Source organism: Glutamicibacter sp. FBE19 (genome assembly GCF_015524875.1).
GTDB lineage: Bacteria > Actinomycetota > Actinomycetes > Actinomycetales > Micrococcaceae > Glutamicibacter > Glutamicibacter halophytocola.
The window spans coordinates 1-18,757 of record NZ_JACKQN010000013.1 but is presented as its reverse complement, the minus strand read 5'-3'; the positions used below and the strand labels follow the sequence as shown (position 1 = coordinate 18,757).

Here is an 18,757-nt window from a genome sequence, read left to right as displayed (position 1 = left end):
AAACTGCTCCCCGAATACCAAGGGGCGCTCGATGGCGACGCTTCAGATTCGAAGAGCAGTAATGAAGAGTTTCCCTGCAGGAAAACCGGCCTTTATTCGACGAGTTTTCCCACCTGGGATACTTCGGCGATCAGCGATGAAATTTCGGCCGGTATCTCCGGGAGGGATTCACGCACGATGCCCTGTGGAGACCACACCAGATTCACCTGCAGTTCGGGGTCGGTCATGGGATAGTCGCTGCGATTGTGGCAGCCGCGCGTTTCCTTGCGTTCCAGCGCCGATTCCAAGGTGGCTCGTGCGGCAAGGACTGATGACTTCAAATCGAAGGCGTGGCAGAGATCCTGGAAACCGGCGATGTCTGGATGGATGCCGATATTTTGCATTCGTTGTTCAATTTCGCCCAGCTTTTCCAAGCCAAGCTGGAGCCCGGCTTCATTTCGCACCACTCCAGCATGCGCAGTCATCACGTCGCGAATGGCTCGCTGCAAGCTGCGCACATTCTCTTCACCGTCGGCTGACACCAGTGACTGCACGGAATGCCGTGCCTGGTCAATGGCTTGCTGTGAGCGCTGGTGGGACATCAGTGCACGAGAATAGCCAGCGGCTTCCTGCCCTACGATGCGCCCGAAGACCAATAGTTCAATTAGCGAATTGCCACCCAGCCGATTGGCCCCATGCAATCCTGAGGATGCCTCTCCAATGGCATAAAGCCCCGGAACTTCCGTTGCATGCGTGAGAGGGTCCACCCAGACACCGCCCATGGAGTAATGCGCTGTTGGCGCAATCTCGATCTTCTCCTGGGTGATATCGAGCATCTGCTCTTCAAGCATGGTCTGGTACACCCGCGGCAGCCTGGACATGATGGTCTCTCGCGGCAGGTGGGAAACATCCAGCCACACCCCGCCTTTGTCTGTGCCCCTGCCTTCACTGATTTCGGTATAGGCCGCGAGGGCTACCCGATCTCGCGTGGATAGTTCCATGCGCTCAGGATCGTAGCGTTCCATGAAGCGCTCGCCAAGCGCGTTGGTCAATATTCCGCCTTCACCGCGAGCTGCCTCTGAGATCAGGGTGCCCGCGACCGATTCAGGCTCGATAATGCCTGAAGGGTGGAACTGGACAAGCTCAGCGTCACGCAATCGTGCGCCTGCTTCGACTGCCAGGCGGAAGGAATCGCCAGTGTTTTCGTCGCGCCGGGAGCTGCTGCGTCGCCAGATGCGGTTATGCCCACCCGCAGCCAGGATGACGGCATCGGCGTATATCAGGTATCCGGTGCCGTCGTTGACATCAAAGCCATAGGCTCCGAAAATCTTGCCTTCGGCTACGAGCAGTTCAGTGATGTAGACGGAATCCAGAACCGGAATCTGCAGTTGTTCTGCGCGGCGGATCAGGGTTCGCTGAATTTCCAGTCCCGTGTAGTCGCCGGCGAAAGCTGTCCGGCGGAATTTGTGCGCCCCGAAAAAGCGCTGCGAAATGCGTCCGTCTTGTTCGCGGGCAAAGTTCATGCCATAGCGTTCAAGGTCTTCGATCCCTCGCTGTGCTCCTTGGGCAACTACCTGTACGGTTCGCGGGTCCGCCAAGTAGTAGCTTTCCTTGATGGTGTCCGCCGCGTGTTGCTGCCAGCTGTCTTCCTCGTCCATGGTTCCGAGAGCCGCGTTGATCCCGCCAGCGGCCAAGGAGGTGTGTGCATCGTGCTTTGGACGCTTGCCTACGGCTAAAACATCGGTGCCCGCTTCTGCCAGTTCGATTGCTGCTCTCAAGCCAGAACCACCGGTTCCGATGACGAGTACTGACGTGGTTACCTGCTGTTCTTTTCTCATGTTTCCCAGCATCTGCCGGCATTGGAAATACGTCCAATGAATTATCGGCATGATTACGATAGCGATATGCTATGCACATGAATCTAGAGCAGTTGCGCGGCTTCATTACGATTGCCGAAGTGGGACACTTCACTCACGCAGCCGAACTTTTGCACCTCACGCAGCCATCCTTGAGCCGCCAAATCTCCACTCTCGAACAAGAGCTGGGATCCGAACTTTTTCATCGCGCCCGAGGGAATATCTCGCTTACCGCGGCCGGCCAGGCGCTGCTCCCCCGAGCACGGCGAATGCTGGCCGATGAAGAAACCATTCGCAGCGAAATGGCGGATTTGGCCGGCTTGAGGCGCGGACGTGTACGGCTCGGCGCACCTCCCACGCTGTGTGTTTCGCTAGTTTCGGAAGTATTGGAGATTTACCGCGAGAATTACCCTGGCGTGCAGCTGCAAATTTTCGAAGCAGGGTCGCACCGCCTCTTGGAGCAATTAGCCGGCGGAGAACTGGATCTTGCACTTATTGTGACGTCAGAGCACGCTGTGAACGAAAAGAACCTGCAGAATCTGCCACTTCTGGAAGAGCAGTTGGTAGTGATCGACTCGCTAGAGCGCCCGCATTTGGCAGAAGCAACTTGCCTGACTCTCAAGGATCTGGCACCGATCGCGCAATTGGCGTTCTCCCACAGCTATGACCTTCGCGCAAGCACCGCCCAGGCTTATAAGGCCTCTGGACTGGTTCCGAATATCGTAGTGGAGGGCGGCGAAATGGATGCTGTATTGCGCTTTGTCCATCGGGGTTTGGGTGTTGCTGTGGTGCCGGCGACCGTAGCCTTGGAAACTCCGGGAATTCGCGCCATAGCCTTGCGCGACCCGCAGCTGGTCCGCACCATCGGACTCGCCCACCGACGCGATGTATCGCTAACCCGAGCTGCGTCCGCCATGCACGGATTGATTGAGAATACCGCGAAACTCCTGTCTGCTCGACATGAGCAAATTACGTCGCTATTTTGATCCCCAAATGGCCGGCCATCTCCTCGGCCAGCAGGCTTAGCTGCAGGGTGCTGATTTGGGTCCCTCGCATCGCCTCAAGCCCCTCGATTTGAGCGAAGTCCAGGCCTTGAAGGTCAACATCGCGAAGTTGTGCGCCAACGCAGTTGAGTACCGAGGTTCGCGAGTCGGTGAAACTCACTCTCTGGATCTGGCCGCCAAAATCGATCTCTTCAAATTGGCAGTTGCGGAAGACGACGTCGCGAACCTTGGCTCGGCGCAGGTTCAACCAGCCGAATTTGCAGTTTTCAAACACGACGCCATCCAACTCGGCCTCGGCAAAGTCGCCCGAACCTATTCGGCTGTGGGTCACCCGCACATCGTTGAGGAACGCTCCGGCGGCGTTGAGCGACGGGGCGCCAATCTGTTGTAGTTCGCACTGCAAAAGCCGGGCGTTGCGCAACGTTTCCAGCGCTACCCCGGTGAACCGGCATTCCTCAAGCCTGGCATCATCCGCGTGCACCGGTGTATCCATACCCTGAAAGTGCAGCAGTTCCACGTACTCGCCACCACCAAGATCCCCGGCAAATCCGGCTGCCAATGCAGGCAAGGTGAACGGACGAATTTTGGGGTTCAAGTGCTACATCCTTAATGCGATGCGGATTTTTTTCCAAGGCTTCCGACAATATCAGCTAAGGCAGCTTCGAGCTGCGGCCACTTGAATCGATAACCGGTAGCCTGCAAAACTTCCGGCAGTGCCCATCGGGACTTAAGCAGCATTTCAGGTTCCACCCGGAGCAGGAACATCGCTGGTTCCAACATCCATCGATGAACGGGCAGCCCGATCTTCCGTCCGACAGCTTGACGCAGGCTCGCCATGAGTTCGTGGTTCACTACAGGGTTCGGAGCTGCCAGATTTACTGCCCCTGAAATCTCTTCATGTTCAATCACGTGCCAGATGGCTCCGAGCACATCATCGACATGTATCCAGCTGAAACGCTGTTGTCCCGCGGTGCGATACCAGACGCTACGCACTGGCCCGCTTGGATGCGGTCCGATGCCGCGGTACCTGCGGTGCGAAGGCCACCACCCATCATATTGCGTCCCGCCCAGGCCGAGGCGGGCAATAGCCAGCAATTTGCGCGTGGCTGGGCCATCCCCAATCACGATCGCCATGCGCAGGGCCACTCGTCGAGTGCTGGGCAGTTCCCCCGTGAAGAATTCTTCTTCCCAATTGCGAGCGACGTCCACAGAGAACCCCTCGCCGAGGATCCCGGTGGACTCCGTATTGGGCTTGTGAATGCTGTGCTCATAAATGGTGGCCGTTGAAGCATTGAGCCACATCTGCGGTGGAAGGGCTGCCTGGACCACTGCGGAATGCAAGGCACGCGTGGTATCGACACGTGAAGCCAAGATCTGCTCGCGCGCCGCCTCGGTGTAACGGCAACCGACGTTTTTCCCAGACAAATTAATGAGCAACTGCGCGCCATCAATAAAACGGGAAATTCCCTGCGCATCACCCCACGACACCGACGAATGGGGCCCACGCCCAATGGTGGAAACGTCATAGCCAGCCGATCGCAGCTCGGCCACTAGCCTTTGTCCGATAAACCCGCTGGCTCCAGCAACAACTGCCCGCCGCGCATTCCCGCCCATCGCGCCTCCACCTTTTAGAAGTCGTTGATCACCAGTTTCTTCATGTTCAGCATATGCTCGAATGCTCCAGGGCGTTCCATGAGCTCGCCCATATTGGACGGTACGATTTGCCAGCTGACTCCGAATTTGTCAGTCAGCCAGCCGCAGGCTTCAGCTTCCGGCACGGCCGACAGCGCCTCCCAAACGCGGTCAATTTCTTCCTGGCCATCACACGGCCACTCCAGCGAGACACCGGGCGTGAATGAGAAGTCTTGGCGCACACCCGAATCCATTGCCGCAACGGCATCCTCAGCCAAGGAGAACTGGGCGAACATCAGCGATTCTGCCGTGGCGACTTCGGTAGCTTGCCCATAAGGGAAGGCACTTTCCAGCTTGGCGCCAAGCACTTGACCGTAGAACTCGATGGCTTCGGCAGCCCGGTTCTGGGCCTGTCCGCCAAACATGAGGCATGGCATGACCCTTGCATTTTCAGACACTGGCTCTGCGGATTCCATCAGCTGCCAGGAGACACCATATTTATCGCTCACCCAGCCATAGCGTGAACTGAAATCGTAGGTGTCCAGCGGCATGAGCACGCTACCGCCTTCAGCTAAGGCCGCCCAGGTTGCATCCAGGACATCGCGTTCATCGGTGTTGAAACTTAAGATCATCGAAATCGAAGCATTGGGTGCGAACTCTTCGCCGGCATTGATCAGTGTTATTTTTGTGCCGCGGACCCACACCGAGACGGTGAGTGGCTTGCCGGCAAGCGGTTGCTGGAAATCCAGCAGGCCTTCTGTTGGATAGCGCGATTCAATCTCTGTCTTGGCCTCTGGCAATGCTGCCGCGTAGAACTCCCCGGCTTCTCCGGCCGTTCCTTGCATCCATAGGTTGACGGTGAGCTTTTGCATGACGAAACCTCTCGGGTAACTGAATGACGCTTTCACGGTACCGCGAAGAATGCAACAAAAACAGATGCATCAGAGAACTTTTAGCCCGGATTCACCGCCGCGTTTTCCGCATTTGTCCTGCAGGAAAATTCGTCCATCGTTCGATTTGTTGCGTGGGCCTTACCAGCGACATATGTCCAGGCAGGTCGAGGGAAAACTTCGCGTCCCGATGCTCCCGGGACTCAAGGTCGACCGGGACTCGGCAAGCATACCGATAGAAGGGTGCAAGACACATATGGAGCCCGGCCTAATCGAGTCATCATCGCAGCCAGCTTCCACGCATTGCCAGCGCCATCCAATCGTGGCGAAGGTGCACCATGAAGTGGGGGCCAATCGGGGATGCACCGGTAATTGCCCGTGCGCCTAGGCCGGAGATCGGGGCCACTGGTGTTCACGACAAATTGCTCAACTCGTTAATTCTGCTCGTGGCCTGCACTTCACGAGAGCCGGCTGGTGCAGGACGGCTGCTGATTCCAGCCAACCCCTGTCCCCAGAAGACCCGCGGCTCGGATTTTGTCCAGGGTTCCGGCTGGCGAGAAGCACCGTGGGAAGCTGCTGCTCCATGCGCCCAGCTTGGAGAGTTAGCCTTGGATGACTGACTGAATTCTCTGAAAGGACCACAGTGCGCATTGATCGCCTGGATGCAGACCTTATCGAGCTGCTCACCGACTCCCCTATGCTGCCGGTGATGGAATGCGCACGCCGCCTAGGCGTTGCCCGCGGTACCGTCAGCAGCCGGTTGACCCGTCTGCATGAGGCAGGGGTGATCCGCGGAATAATTCCGCGGATTGAACCGGCAGGTTTCGGCTACTCGCTTGTCGCCTTTTGCCAGGTTGAAATCATCCAGCGCTACGGACACGGGCCAGTGGCTTCAGCCCTAGAAGAAACGATCCCCGAAATCATCGATATGTATACCGTGACTGGAAATTCTGATTTGCAGCTGCGCGTGGTTGCGCAAACGGCGGAGGACCTTCAAGACATTTTTGATCGGATCAACCGCGTGTCCGGGGTTGCCAGGACTTCATCTTCCTTTGCCTTGCATGAACACTTCCAAGGGCGAACACTGCCGCTGGTGGCCGCATGCGCTAAGACTGAACCGGAGCAGGAAAAGACTATGCAGATTGACCAGTAAAATAGAGGGATGGGCAATTACTGCTATGCAACCTGCATAGGCCAGCGGATGTCGATTGCACCGCTGATTCGATCAATCTACAGTCATTGCTTGTGAATCGCGACACGCGAGAATATGAGCAAGGCCACGGCTGAAGACATCAGTGCACGTCCTTGCTGTTTGAACGATTGCCAGCATCATGCAGTGGTGGCAGTCAGAGAGGAAACTCATGACCCTTCACCAGCGCCCTTCCTTGCAGGACGTCCCGGCTTACAAGCAGGGCAAGCCCGCACCCGCTGGAGCTTCAAAACTCTCATCGAATGAATCACCACACGTACCCTTGCCTTCGGTGATCTCCAGCATCCAGGAGGGTCTGGCGAACATCCACCGCTATCCAAGCATCGCCGCGCCCCAGCTGACCGCAGCATTGAGCAAGCAGTTCAGCATTGACGTTGAGCATGTCACGCTGGGGGCTGGTTCAGTTGAAGTCGCCGCACAGATCATCCATGCAGTCGCCGCCGAAGGCGATGAAGTGATGTATGCGTGGCGCTCCTTCGAGGCATATCCATCATTGGTTCGCATTGCGGGAGCTACACCTGTCGAGGTTCCGCTGGACGCCGAGTCCCGCCACGACCTGCCAGCCATGCTGGAGGCCATCACCGACAAGACCCGTCTCATCTTCATCTGCAACCCGAACAACCCCACAGGGACGGTCGTCGAGGCTCAAGCGCTGGACGAGTTCATCAACGCGGTGCCACGGAACATACTTGTCGTTGTTGACGAAGCCTACGTGCACTTCGACCGGTCCGAAGTACGTGCTGACGGCATCGAGCTATTCCGAAAATACCCGCACGTTGCGGTCCTCCACACCTTCTCCAAGGCCTACGGTCTTGCTGGACTGCGGATCGGCTACGCAATCAGCCCCCTTGAAGTCGCCAATAACCTGCGCAAGGTCGCTGTGCCATTCGGAGTTTCCGATTTGGCCCAGCGCGCTGCTGTCGCGTCGCTGGCTGCGATCGACGAGCTGGCTGTGCGCATCGAGGAAGTGGTAGCTCAGCGTGAACGAATGTATGAGGGGCTGGCACAGGCCGGCTATCCGGTAGTCAAGTCACAAGCCAACTTCGTATGGGTAGGCGCAGGGGCTGACACCGTTGATTTGGAAGCACAGCTTGCCGCCGGCGGCGTGGTAGTACGCGCCTTCCCCGGTGATGGCTTGCGCATCTCCTCCGGTACAGAAGAAGACGTCAATCGCGTGCTGGCGGCTTTGCCAGCATCTGCATCTGCAGAGGCGGCCACCGCATGACGGCAGTGAAAAACACCGAAGCCCAGCTGCACACAGGCCTGACGCAACGCCAGATTTCCATGATGGGTCTTGGCGGTGCGATAGGCGCCGGCCTGTTCGTTGGTTCGGGTCAAGCGATTTCGATTGCCGGCCCCGCAGTGCTTATTTCCTATCTGATCGCCGGCACGGTCATCATCGTGATCATGGCGATGCTGGCAGAGATGGTTGCGGCGCATCCGTCCTCGGGGGCCTTCAGCACCTTTGCGCACAAGGCCATGGGACGCAGCGCAGGCAGCACCTTGGGCTGGCTTTACTGGGTGCAACTAGTTGTGGTCATTGCCGCCGAGGCCACTGGCGCCGCTGCGATCACTGCTGCATGGTTCCCGGCCTTGCCGCAATGGGCCTGGGTCCTGGGCTTCGTCGTGGTGCTCACCGGGGCCAACCTCTTAGGCGTTCGAAACTATGGCCGCTTCGAGTACTGGTTTGCGGTCATCAAGGTCGCAGCAATCATTGCTTTCCTGGTCTTTGGCGCGCTCGTGCTGGCCCACGTGATTCCTACCGATGAACCGGTTGGATTCGCGAACCTGGCAGCCCACGGCGGCTTCGCGCCAGGAGGCATGGCTGGCATCGCCGCCGCCGTGCTGATCGTGATCTTCTCCTTCGGCGGAACCGAAGTCGTTTCAATCGCTGCGGCCGAATCCAAGGACCCCGCCGGTAACATCAAGCGAGTAGTGAAGTCAGTGATGCTGCGCATCCTCTTCTTCTACCTCGGCTCAATCTTGATCATCATCGCCCTGGTGCCCTGGAATGATCCTTCGGTGGTTGAAGGCCCATTCGCCGCGGCCCTGGCCGTCATGCATATTCCAGGCGTGAGCCTGCTGATGAATGCTGTCGTCGTCGTTGCACTGCTTTCAGCAATGAATGCAAACATCTACGGTTCATCACGCATGCTGTATTCACTCGGGCAGCGAAAACTTGCACCGAGCAGCGTCACCCACGTAACTGGGAAGGGCGTTCCAGCCAAGGCAGTGATCAGCTCCGTGGCGTTCTCATTCCTGGCGGTCGGGTTGAATTGGATTTGGCCAGATGCGGTCATGCCGATCCTGCTCAACGTAGTTGGCTCCACCATCATCTTCATCTGGTCATTCATCGCTGTGACCCAGCTGATCTTGCGCCGGCGGGCGGATCGCGAGGGCGAGAAACTCCCCTTGCGGCTGTGGGGCTTCCCTGGCTTGTCCATCGCCACGATCGTGGTCTTGGCGGCAATTGTTGTCGTAGCGATGACCGATCCTGCGGCTCGTACCCAGCTGCTGTTGACTGGTGGCCTGACTGCCGCAATTTGGGTTATATCCAAATTGCTCCTGCGCCAAGAGGCAGATGCTGAACAGGACAGCGGCCTGTAGCCAGCGAGCGTGGTTTGGCCGAGCCTGGGCCTGGTTCACTTCTGTGAATCAGGCCCAGGCTTTTCTCTTCACCATTTCGTTGATCCAGCTGGGCGCAAATGGCGAGGTGCATCCGGGTGAAGTTGGATAGTCGGCAAGCACCTGGAGCTTTTCGCCAATTGCCAGTGCGCGTTCGCGCAACGCTGCATGCTCGATACCGATATGGGCCAGGGTTGTGTTCATTGCCCATTGCAGGCGATCCGGCGCATCGAGCATCTGGTCTTCGATGATATCCAGCAGCCCGGGCAGGTCGAGTCTTCCCGGGTCCTTGGCGACTTGGTGTGCGGTGAGTTCCCAGCCCGCCGCCAACTGGACCGGGTCGTTTTCCCGCATCAGCACTTCGCGCAGCTCTTCAAGCAGCTTGGTTTTCTTGACTATGTAGCTGAGGAACCAGGCTTGCACTTTTGGCGTGCTGGCTTCCTTGCTCCAGGCCTGCAATTGTTCCAATGTGAAGCTGCGGGGTTTAGCAATCAGGAGGGCCACCAAGCGGCTGGGGGTTTCCTTCGTCTCCCACAGCTTCTGGGCCAGGTCCTGGTTGGACTTCAGGGCCTTGGCTATCGCTCTGAGCTTGCCAAGGTTGACCCCGAAATCATCACCGTGGCGTTCATTGACTGCTCGCGCCTTGGGATCTTCCAGCTCCGCCAGCGCCTGCTGGATTTCTGCCACCGTACTTTCAGGTCCGAGCTGATTACTCAACGTCTCCTCCATCATTGGTTCAATTACAGCGATTCCACCGGCTGCCGCAGAATTGTGCGCAGCTTATCTGGCGCTACTTTCCGCGGATCTCCAAGATAAATCTCATGATGTTTGCCGGTAAGCCGCAAGCCATGCCCGACAATAAAATTCTCATGCATCTTTCGAAGCACGGGTCCTTCTTCATCATATGCTCCGAGATGCAGCGTCTGTACGCACTGGCCTTCATCCAACAACTCGAACCGCATCCTTTCGATGCTTGGCAGGTCTCGCCCCGATTTTGCTGCTTCAACAGCGGTTTGAACATCATCTGCGTTGAGCCATTCGGGAACCATCAGCATGAGAGTCCAGGACCATTTCGATTTATCGCGTTCAGTCGTGAACGATTTCATGTCATCGGCCCACCACAGTCCTTCCAAGGGTGGGACCACGTAGTCTTGCCCGTTTTGCTTGCTGGCGAATTTGAGCTTGTAGGCTACGGGATAGATCGTTTCCAACGCCTGGGTGTATGTTCGCTCGTGGTTGGGATCGCCTTGTCCATCAATCATGAGATAGCGCATCGCTGGAACCTGCAAAATACGGAATTCCCCATATTTGGCGCGGTAGCTGCCAGTCGCCTTTTTGAAATCAATTTTTTCTGCCATGGCTTCTTCTCCCCCGCGTTGCCCGCCGGCTAGAACCACTTGCGCCATTTGAAAACACCATAAAGCACGGCGGCGAAACCAACCATGAGCAATATTGCAGCTGGATAGCCAAAGGCCCAGTGCAACTCCGGCATATTGTCGAAATTCATGCCGTAGACCGCGGCTATCAAGGTGGGTGCAAACAAAATTGCGGCCCAACCTGATATTTTCTTCATATCCTCATTCTGGCGTTGAGCCACCAGCGTGGCGTTCACATTCAGGATTTGAGACAACGCGTCACGATACTCGAGTGCTTGGGCATTAGCCCTGGTGAGATGGTCCGTGACATCTTGCAAATAAGTTTCCAGTTCCTCGGGAACCGGGTACTTCTTAAATCCGTCATCGAGGGACCTTACGACTTCCAGGAGCGAGGCAGTGGAGTGGAGCACGTCGATCACTTCTTGGCTCAATCGATAAATGCGTTCGGTCACTGCCGCGTCTCCACTGAATACCTGGCGCTCGATCTGTTCCTTGTCTATTCCCAGGCCATGCAGTACTGGAGCGTAGCCATCAACAATCTCGTCAAGGATCCGGTAGAGGACCGCCTCGGAGCCCAGCCGAAGCAGTTGTGGATCTTTGAGCAGCATTTGATGTTGTTGAAGGCTGCCGTTGCTTATCGACTCGGCAAATTCATGCCCATCGGTTCCGTCAATCCAGCGATGGTCCTGGCAAAGGACGGCTATCGAACCTTGCCGAACAAGGATGTGGAATTCGGAGAGTTCGACCTCCTCGGCCGAGTCGAGATACAAGGCTGACCGAACAACTAGCAATAGGACATCACCATAGCGTTCAAGCTTTGGACGCTGTCGCGCGTGCAGGAGGTCCTCAACGAGTACCGGATGCAGGTCCCAGGCTTCTGCAAGTTCCTGGATGTCTGCTTCGTCCGGGCTGGGATACAGCGACAAGGCAATGCGGTTCTCACCGCTACGGCAGAAATCCAGCGCTTCTGCGGCAGTAGCGCTTGAAGGCGCCAGTTCGACCGATCCGTCATCGATATAGCGCACGCGCTTGGAACTATGCGCTGGGCCCTGGCCATTACCGGCCTGCCGTGCTCGGATTGCCCGTCGCTGTATACGTGCCATGCTTCTCCCGATCGAACGATTTTGTTCAAGTATCGCAAGTGAGTCTGAGTTTAAGGCGCACATATAACGCAATAACATCGATAAGCTACGCCAAAATGGAACTTCAAGCCTGCCCAGTTCGCTTTCGTGATGCGGAACCTCAACAATCCTCCGGATGCCGCGAGCCGTTCCTGATGGTGAGGCGTTGCGGCAATCCAAACACCGCCAAAAAAGCGCAAAATAATCAGAATTCTATTCAGCCATAAAAGGTGAACTTATACGAAAAACTCCTGAAATTCTCTCTCAAGAATTGCAGGATTTAATTGGTGGGACTGTTCTCCACCCATGCAAACAAACTCGGCGAGGCCCATGGGCACTTTGTTCGCCAATCATCTGGTCTTACACCAGTGGGAGTTACAGTCGCGCCGCCCAGGAGTACGAGCCCCCGAATCTCTGGCGCGAAGACTCAACAGATCGCCAAGGGGTATGAGGCAGAACTCACTGTCTACGAGCTTGCGGAGAAGTACGGCGTCCACCGCGCCACCGTGAGTGAGGTGCTCAAGCGCAACGAGATTGCGATGCGGCGCCAGCCTCCTACAGAGGCGCAAGTCGATAAAATGGTTCGTCTCTACCAGGAAGGCCCATCGCTTCAGCGGGTCGGCGACCGCCTGGGTTTCAATGCCAGCACCGTTCTCAACAAGCTCAGGGCCAGAGGTATTACTACACGTGATTCGCACGCTCGAGGCTGAAGCGTTGTAGCTTAGAAGCCCTAGCTGGAACACTCGGTTCAGAACCGTTCGGCTTCCGTAACCGCATCGTCCACACCGTAGGCACCGATCAAAAGCATTCCGTCTAGCACGTCGAGTAGCTCGGCTCTATGCGCCTTGTTGCGGGACTGAGCCAGCCCTCGGACTACAAGCTGGCTGATGTACCGCGCATCACCAGCTGCACCCGTTCGGATATCGCTTGCGTCAGCACCAAAGATGGAAATATATCTCCGTGAGGCCTGCAATACGAGTTCATCCACCTTGTCCGTTGAATTTTGCAGCGTGATCCAGAGTTGAGGGGTGGCACGTTCGCATACTGGCGACTCAATTAACGCCTTAAGCAGCGCCATGAAAGGCCGGAGCGGCTTGTCACGCAAGTGCATCGCCACCTTAGCAACGGCCTCTTGCACTTCTGGTTCTGCATCATCCATCAGGGCCATCAATACGGAACTAGCGAGCTTCGCATTCGACGTACTATCGACGTGATTCGCGCAGACTTCTGCAGCGCCAGTTCGCACGAGCTTGTCACTGGTGAACACGCGATCGATCAGCTTCGCGCGACCCCATTCAAGGGCGGCGAAAGCGGCTAGTCTTCCTCCTTCCTGACGCGCCTCCGGATCCTGGGAGCCCAACATCCGGTCTATGACAGGATCAATGAGCGTAGGGTCCACGTTGCCGAGGTAGATCATCAATCGTCGAACAAAATGCGTTGCCAGAACTCGATCGTTATTTTCAATCAGTGTCTGGAATGCGATCTCGACTTGCGGCCGAGCATGTCGAAGTGCCGCAGCAAGTGTGTGCGCAACGGATGCTCTGACAAAGATGACCGGATCGTTCGCGAGCTCGACCAGATACGGTCGAACGAGTTCGGTCCGCTTGCCGTCAGTATCGAAAATGAGAAGATCGCCCAACGCTTCGACAAGACTACCTCTCGCGGTATTGATCGCATTGGTATGCATGTCGACCGCACTTCGACCATTGTCGTCTTTGCGAGTGAAGATTGGACTGTCATCGGAAGGGTCGGTCGAGGACAACGTGCGATGGAGAATAAGATCAACGAGATCGAGCGGCACTTCCCGATAGTAATGCTGCAGGGCACTACCAAGCCAGCGGTCAACCTCTTCGTGACCGAGCGCAGCAAGATGTCGCACCGCGTCGAAGATGAGCGGCGCTGCTTGCTCCGTGTGCGCGGCCTCCGCAAACCCCATCAATAGGCCATCGGCGTACGCCGGACTGAGGCTCGGCGTAAGGCGTAGCGCCAACCGAGCGAACCGGATAGGGTCTTCGGCCGCCTGAGCCTTGAGAACTTGCGACAGCTGACGATCCCCTCCAGTGAACCTAACCCAGTTGGTTTCATCCGTTTCATATCGAGCCATGGCACCGAGCCACTGGTCATCGCTCATCTTGCTTGCAGCTTCAGCGGATATGGGCGAACCTATCCAGCCACCCCGACCAGCATCGGGCTCAGAAGGAGTAGTTTCGTGAAACTTCCTGCGATGTTCGTTGAGTCGCCTAGCTCCTGCTGGTGAAAGCCGTTCCTCCTCCATCGCCGACAGAAATTTGAACGCCGTTCGTCCAAAGCTGTAAGTAGTCTCATACGGGATACGCAGGTCCCGGAATAGGTTTTCAAGTTTCTGATGAACTTCATCATCAACAAGCGGACTTACGGACCGGAGAAGCTCACGTGCCACCCAAACCGAATCTGAAGGGTAGCCGCAAGAAAGTCGAGCTCCGCCCTCGAGCAGCAGACTTGATATCAAGCCTTGAAAGTTCTTGACACCTGCGGTGAGCGCCCGGTAAAGCATGAACTGCGCGCCATCATGCGGGTCTGCCGAAATTGTTTCGAGTAGTGGACGCACTTTATCTGGCTTCGTTTGGGCGAGCTTCTCTAGCGCACTAACAGATCCGGCAAACAATGCGTCGTCAAGGTCCCGATCATCTAGCTCGTCCGGGTGGAATCGAAAGGAGAAATGTTTGTCCGCAATTGGATACCCGAGATGAGGCTCGTAGGCAGTCGCGGCCATAACTCGAAGAAGGTAAGGAACGACTTTCTCCGCGAACGCGAGCGGCTCTGCGGCTGAAGCTTCACGCACCAGTTCTGTGGCGCTATAGTCGTGAAATTTGAGAAGAGATACGACGCCCTGCTCGTCGACTTCAAGTCCTTCCGGGTGTTCGATGATGCGAGCGCGTATCAACTCTATTGCCCAAAGTGGTCTGTACTTCGCGAGGTCGTGAACGGCAAGCCATAGCTCGCCTCTGGTCTCGTCAAAACCGCCCGCTCGGACAGCACCGAGCAGAAGATCAAACATCGTTCGGCTGCGATGTGCATCGGCGCGCCCAACCGTCCAGCGCACCCATTCAAGGTACTGCGGATGAGACTGCCGCGCATGCAACAGTTCTGCAACTAAGGGAGATTCATCCCTAACGCTCGTCATCATCAAGTTGAGTGCACGTGTCTGCAGCTCAGACTCTTCACTGTCGAGCCAGTCGTCAATATACCCATCCTCGAAGAAACGCCTGAACCAGGCACTGCGGCGCGTATGGGACCAAAGATGAGCTTCCAGTTGCGGTGCAGTAGCGGCAACACGTAGGACAGCCTCGACGTCCTCGCTGCTGGGAGAGCTGAGAGTGGACAGCACCGCAAGCACCGTCTCCTTAATATGGAAGCGCACTCTATCGCTCGTTAGAACAGCCTCCACCTCAGCTCGAAACCGATCAGGCTCACGTTCGTACAAGTGCTGCAGAATTTGACGAACTTGCGCGCGTCGAAACAGTTCTTGTTCGTCTCGCAGCAAAAACGCCACCAGCGTCTCTGAACGGGACACCCATTGCCTAGCAAATGCATAGTCAAAAAAGGCCTCGTGGAAGAATGCGATTCGCGCGCCATCTCGCGCTAGCACATGCTCTGAAACAAGCACGTTGGCATCCTCAATGAGGTCGCTGTCGTCAAGAACCTCAATCGGAATCGAAAGTGTCTGTCGATCGCTAGCCTCGTTCGCAATTCGGCTTATGACATCGTTAAATCGGACCCCGCTTCGTCTCGCACGCGAATTTTGCCTCTTACGCTCCCAATAGGCTTCAAAGAGCGACCCCCGGGACTGAAACGTCACGGCACCCGCTTGCCCAGCTATCGTCTTGAGCAGCACGAGATGCATTGGAGTCTGCAGGGTCGCCCGCTGAGATGCAGACAAGCTGCCTGCTTCGAGGCCCATTGCAGTCACCGCAGCATCGACCATCTCAGCCGAGAGCAGATTGACCGTTGTCTTGCCCGCGTCGGTTCGATCGGCAAGCGATCGAATTCGATGATCGTTCTCAATGTCGAATTCACGGCAAGCAAGGATCACCTTCATGCCAGTCACAGAAAGCGCTTCTCCCACAAGATCTGCAACAACATCGAAACTCTCTGGGATGCGCCCAGAGGCAAGACTGACTGCATCGAGTTGATCGATGACAAGATAGGCGTCTCGTCCCTCAGCGGATAGCGCCAGCGCCGTCGCCGGAGAAGTGTCTAGCCCCAGCAGCTGACCCAGCTCGACAGTCGAGGTGAATGAGTCGAATCGGTCGAGACGGAACGCCAAAACATGTACGCCTGTAGCTTCAAGCAACTCGACAGCCTGCTCGAGGACCGAACTCTTACCGCCTCCCGCAGCCCCAGCTACAATCCCCGTTCGATGATCCTGAAGTGACTCGATGAGCTGTGTGGCCTCAGTGCGTTCGATGCGTGGTTGGAGCAGCTCACGACGGACTGATGCATACCATCTGTCTGTGATGCTACGCACCTGATCTCGCATGGTCTTACGAGATGCTGCTTCGATTGGCCGGATTCCCTGCAGCGCTAGGAGTTCAAGCAGATCAGATCGCGTGAGCTTCTTTCCGAGGTGGTCAAGAAGAATGTCACCGATCGCGAGCGAGACCATGGCACCAGCAGCGCCCTCAAACTGGCACCTCGCAAGCATCGAGTTCATCCGCATCATGTCGTTTTCGTCCTGAACTAGGAACCACATTCCACGCAACGTACGCCAGGCTCTTTGAGGACTCCCAAGAACGGCAGAAGCACTCAACTGGTCGAACACGTTACGGAGTTCCTCAGTGAGCCAATCTTGAATAAACCCGCTCAACTCTTTCGATTTACGAGCGCGCTCGGCCAACTCTTGTAGAGGACGGCAGGGAACCAGAGAAACGAAGTGAAATGCACGTCCAACTGCAACGTGGCCCGCCGCCGATTCGAAGACACCGAGAGCTGCCAGGGACTTCACAGACCAGCTGTTACTGTTGCCATTCTGGCGCTTGAGCTGGTGGACCTCAGTAATCGCGCCATCCTGATAAGTGAACTCAGAGCCTTTGGCAAGGTCAAGATCGATATCCTCGAGAGTTAGTGAGTATTCACCATCGTTGATTATGCAATATAGAGCATGCCTGACAGCCCAGGCAGCCTCGTATCTATTGCCAATCTTGTCGGATTCACCTCCGGGCCTCGGGCTCATTTCAGATCTCCACCATTGATGATATCTGTCGTTGAGATGTACCTGATCGCGGCAACGTTCACGTTTCTTCGCCCAAGGAGAACCGAATGAGCGCGCAACGTCGCACTTTGAACTCCGGGGTTCCTGTCTACGTCATACACGATGTAATTCTCGCCATCCTGCGGGTGTCTCCTCTGCGCCGAGGGGGCGCTTACGCACTTGCTATCAACCGTGCCCCTACAGTACCGGCGGTCGCCGACGTCCGAGCATCGGTCTGACGCGGCCGGAACCACAGAGGCTTTGAGCTGGTGCTGTGATCTGCCTGCAATTATCCCATGATCTGGGATTTTCGTGAAGCTCACTGGGCACGGTGGTGACAGCCACAGACCGCCCAACTCGCCGCCCACCACCTTCTCAATCAGGTAGATCTGTGATCACCTTGGCGGTATTTGGAATCGGGAGGGGGGCAAACTGTTGTGAAAACTACGCCACTTCGATCCTTGAACGAATATCGCTTGTGCTTCATAGTCGATCTCAACAATGCAGTCAAAGAAGACATCTCCACAAGATCACGTCTTGCCGCAGCGAAGCTTCACTATCATTGAGGTCTTGGTAGTGATCGTCGAGATTGCGATTCTCGCTTCGATCAGTATTCTCGCGTACAACGGCATCCAGAAGCGTGCCAGAGCGGCTGCGTACACGGCGGCAGTGGATGGCATCAAAATACAACTTCGACTTGCGGGCGCTCAAGACATCGTTATCGACCAGCCTGGGTCCTGGCCGTATCGCTGTATCGGTGACGTCGGCGTCTTTCCGGCAGAAGGCAACTTTGCGGAAGGCTCCTGCGCGACCTCGGTCATCAATGGCGCCATGAATCCAAACCATCGCGTGGTGGACCAGGCGTTCATCGATCAACTCAAGGCAGCCGGAGTGTCCATGCCAAGACGATTACCCACCGCCAACTACACGGACAGCCAGTACGGCTATAGGTACTCCTAGGGAGGCATCACTGCAATCGCGCTCAAGAATTCACGATAATTTTGGCTGGGCTGGAGAACACCTGAACCGAGCAGTTGCGGCCATGGCACCTCCAATACCAACATTGATGTCGCTGTGTAGATTCACTACATATTAGACACGTGAGTCCGGACATCATTGACACTCATGCCTTGACCGGTGAGTCGCGTCATACTTGACACTATTACATGTCCAGAAACCACGTCATCGTCCACCAGATCCGCGATGCCGGCATGAGCGTCACCGACGCCTCCCGCCACTACAAAATCTCTCGGCAACGCATCTACCAGCTGCTGCACGCCTACGACGACGGCGGCGACAGCGCACTGGAACCAGCCAGCAAAAAACCGCACACCAACCCTCGTGCCACCAGTCCCGAACTCATAGCCCGCATCCTCGAACTACGTCGCACGCTCACCGCCAACGGCCTCGACGCTGGCCCCATGACCATCCAGTACCACCTGGGCAAAGAGCACCTACACGTTCCTTCCACGGCCACCATCCGCAGAATCCTGCACGCCCACGGCCTGATCACCCCAGAACCGAAAAAACGCCCGAAGAGCAGCCTGCACCGCTTCCAAGCCGAACAACCCAACGAAACCTGGCAATCAGACTTCACCGAAGCGACACTAGCCAACGGGCACACCGTCGAAATCCTTCATTGGCTCGATGACCACTCGCGATACCTGCTGCACTGCTCCGTGCACGAAGAGATCACTACGCAAATCGTCATCGACAGTTTCACCTGGTGCATCAACCACTACGGCCCACCACAAAGCACCCAGAGCGACAACGGACTGGTTTACACCACACGCCTGCTCAAAGGCCTGGACAGGTCCAAAAACTACTGATCACA

The 18,757-nt window shown here is 56.5% G+C and carries 14 protein-coding genes; 6 read left to right on the top strand and 8 right to left on the bottom strand.

Going from position 1 to position 18,757, the window contains the following annotated elements:
• Positions 1-92: 92 nt before the first annotated feature.
• Positions 93-1,817 (bottom strand): FAD-dependent oxidoreductase, encoded by a 1,725-nt coding sequence (locus H6F58_RS16440; RefSeq protein WP_171919883.1) that lies wholly within the window; start codon positions 1,815-1,817, stop codon positions 93-95.
• Between the two features lie 77 nt (positions 1,818-1,894).
• On the opposite strand from H6F58_RS16440, the gene H6F58_RS16435 reads away from it, so the two are divergent.
• Positions 1,895-2,821, top strand: a complete 927-nt coding sequence (locus H6F58_RS16435) for a LysR family transcriptional regulator (RefSeq protein ID WP_171919884.1) — start codon at positions 1,895-1,897, stop codon at positions 2,819-2,821.
• On the opposite strand, the gene H6F58_RS16430 is transcribed toward H6F58_RS16435, so the two are convergent.
• The 3 genes from H6F58_RS16430 to H6F58_RS16420 are packed head-to-tail and all read right to left on the bottom strand — an operon-like array spanning position 2,805 to position 5,343.
• The gene (locus tag H6F58_RS16430) at positions 2,805-3,434 is read right to left on the bottom strand and encodes a pentapeptide repeat-containing protein (protein ID WP_195182175.1); all 630 of its coding nucleotides are present in this window, start codon (positions 3,432-3,434) and stop codon (positions 2,805-2,807) included. The genes H6F58_RS16435 and H6F58_RS16430 overlap by 17 nt on opposite strands.
• A gap of 11 nt (positions 3,435-3,445) precedes the next feature.
• Positions 3,446-4,453: a DUF1731 domain-containing protein gene (locus H6F58_RS16425; protein ID WP_195182174.1), complete on the bottom strand. Its 1,008-nt coding sequence runs from the start codon at positions 4,451-4,453 to the stop codon at positions 3,446-3,448.
• A 14-nt stretch (positions 4,454-4,467) separates the two neighbouring features.
• A complete protein-coding gene (locus tag H6F58_RS16420; protein WP_146275242.1) occupies positions 4,468-5,343 on the bottom strand; it encodes a VOC family protein in 876 nt (291 codons plus the stop codon).
• A gap of 661 nt (positions 5,344-6,004) precedes the next feature.
• On the opposite strand from H6F58_RS16420, the gene H6F58_RS16415 reads away from it, so the two are divergent.
• The 3 genes from H6F58_RS16415 to H6F58_RS16405 all read left to right on the top strand — a co-directional run bounded on the left by H6F58_RS16415 (position 6,005) and on the right by H6F58_RS16405 (position 9,178).
• Entirely contained in the window at positions 6,005-6,514 is a 510-nt protein-coding gene (locus H6F58_RS16415) for an Lrp/AsnC family transcriptional regulator (protein WP_060701758.1), read from the top strand.
• Positions 6,515-6,722: 208 nt separating this feature from the next.
• Positions 6,723-7,796: a histidinol-phosphate transaminase gene (gene hisC / locus H6F58_RS16410; RefSeq protein WP_195182173.1), complete on the top strand. Its 1,074-nt coding sequence runs from the start codon at positions 6,723-6,725 to the stop codon at positions 7,794-7,796.
• Positions 7,793-9,178 carry an amino acid permease gene (locus tag H6F58_RS16405; protein WP_195182172.1) on the top strand — a complete coding sequence of 462 codons (1,386 nt, stop codon included), beginning with the start codon at positions 7,793-7,795 and terminating at the stop codon, positions 9,176-9,178. Before hisC ends, H6F58_RS16405 begins: the two co-directional genes overlap by 4 nt.
• A 48-nt stretch (positions 9,179-9,226) precedes the next feature.
• Here the strand turns inward: H6F58_RS16405 and H6F58_RS16400 are convergent, their stop codons facing one another.
• The 4 genes from H6F58_RS16400 to H6F58_RS16385 all read right to left on the bottom strand — a co-directional run bounded on the left by H6F58_RS16400 (position 9,227) and on the right by H6F58_RS16385 (position 16,905).
• Positions 9,227-9,913, bottom strand: a complete 687-nt coding sequence (locus H6F58_RS16400; protein ID WP_244652652.1) for a DNA alkylation repair protein — start codon at positions 9,911-9,913, stop codon at positions 9,227-9,229.
• 23 nt (positions 9,914-9,936) lie between these two features.
• On the bottom strand, positions 9,937-10,602 hold the full coding sequence (locus H6F58_RS16395) for a GyrI-like domain-containing protein (protein WP_244652651.1): 666 nt from the start codon (positions 10,600-10,602) through the stop codon (positions 9,937-9,939).
• Complete coding sequence (locus H6F58_RS16390) at positions 10,584-11,753, bottom strand: magnesium and cobalt transport protein CorA (protein ID WP_348536406.1); 1,170 nt, start codon at positions 11,751-11,753, stop codon at positions 10,584-10,586. The genes H6F58_RS16395 and H6F58_RS16390 overlap by 19 nt, the downstream gene beginning before the upstream one ends.
• Positions 11,754-12,441: 688 nt before the next feature.
• On the bottom strand, positions 12,442-16,905 hold the full coding sequence (locus H6F58_RS16385) for a hypothetical protein (protein WP_195182170.1): 4,464 nt from the start codon (positions 16,903-16,905) through the stop codon (positions 12,442-12,444).
• A gap of 594 nt (positions 16,906-17,499) precedes the next feature.
• Here H6F58_RS16385 and H6F58_RS16380 point away from each other — a divergent pair.
• Both H6F58_RS16380 and H6F58_RS16375 read left to right on the top strand, forming a co-directional pair.
• On the top strand, positions 17,500-17,883 hold the full coding sequence (locus H6F58_RS16380; protein ID WP_195182169.1) for a hypothetical protein: 384 nt from the start codon (positions 17,500-17,502) through the stop codon (positions 17,881-17,883).
• 206 nt (positions 17,884-18,089) lie between these two features.
• Positions 18,090-18,752, top strand: a complete 663-nt coding sequence (locus H6F58_RS16375; protein WP_195182168.1) for a DDE-type integrase/transposase/recombinase — start codon at positions 18,090-18,092, stop codon at positions 18,750-18,752.
• The last annotated feature ends 5 nt before the right edge of the window (positions 18,753-18,757 follow it).

What these genes read in the sequence shown, in the direction of transcription:
- H6F58_RS16375 (WP_195182168.1), top strand. Translation starts at nt 18,090, where the DNA reads ATGTCCAGAAACCACGTCATCGTCCACCAGATCCGCGATGCCGGCATG.
- H6F58_RS16425 (WP_195182174.1), bottom strand. Translation starts at nt 4,453, where the DNA reads ATGGGCGGGAATGCGCGGCGGGCAGTTGTTGCTGGAGCCAGCGGGTTT.
- H6F58_RS16395 (WP_244652651.1), bottom strand. Translation starts at nt 10,602, where the DNA reads ATGGCGCAAGTGGTTCTAGCCGGCGGGCAACGCGGGGGAGAAGAAGCC.
- H6F58_RS16390 (WP_348536406.1), bottom strand. Translation starts at nt 11,753, where the DNA reads ATGTTATTGCGTTATATGTGCGCCTTAAACTCAGACTCACTTGCGATA.
- H6F58_RS16405 (WP_195182172.1), top strand. Translation starts at nt 7,793, where the DNA reads ATGACGGCAGTGAAAAACACCGAAGCCCAGCTGCACACAGGCCTGACG.
- H6F58_RS16385 (WP_195182170.1), bottom strand. Translation starts at nt 16,905, where the DNA reads ATGAGCCCGAGGCCCGGAGGTGAATCCGACAAGATTGGCAATAGATAC.
- H6F58_RS16440 (WP_171919883.1), bottom strand. Translation starts at nt 1,817, where the DNA reads ATGAGAAAAGAACAGCAGGTAACCACGTCAGTACTCGTCATCGGAACC.
- H6F58_RS16420 (WP_146275242.1), bottom strand. Translation starts at nt 5,343, where the DNA reads ATGCAAAAGCTCACCGTCAACCTATGGATGCAAGGAACGGCCGGAGAA.
- H6F58_RS16435 (WP_171919884.1), top strand. Translation starts at nt 1,895, where the DNA reads ATGAATCTAGAGCAGTTGCGCGGCTTCATTACGATTGCCGAAGTGGGA.
- hisC (WP_195182173.1), top strand. Translation starts at nt 6,723, where the DNA reads ATGACCCTTCACCAGCGCCCTTCCTTGCAGGACGTCCCGGCTTACAAG.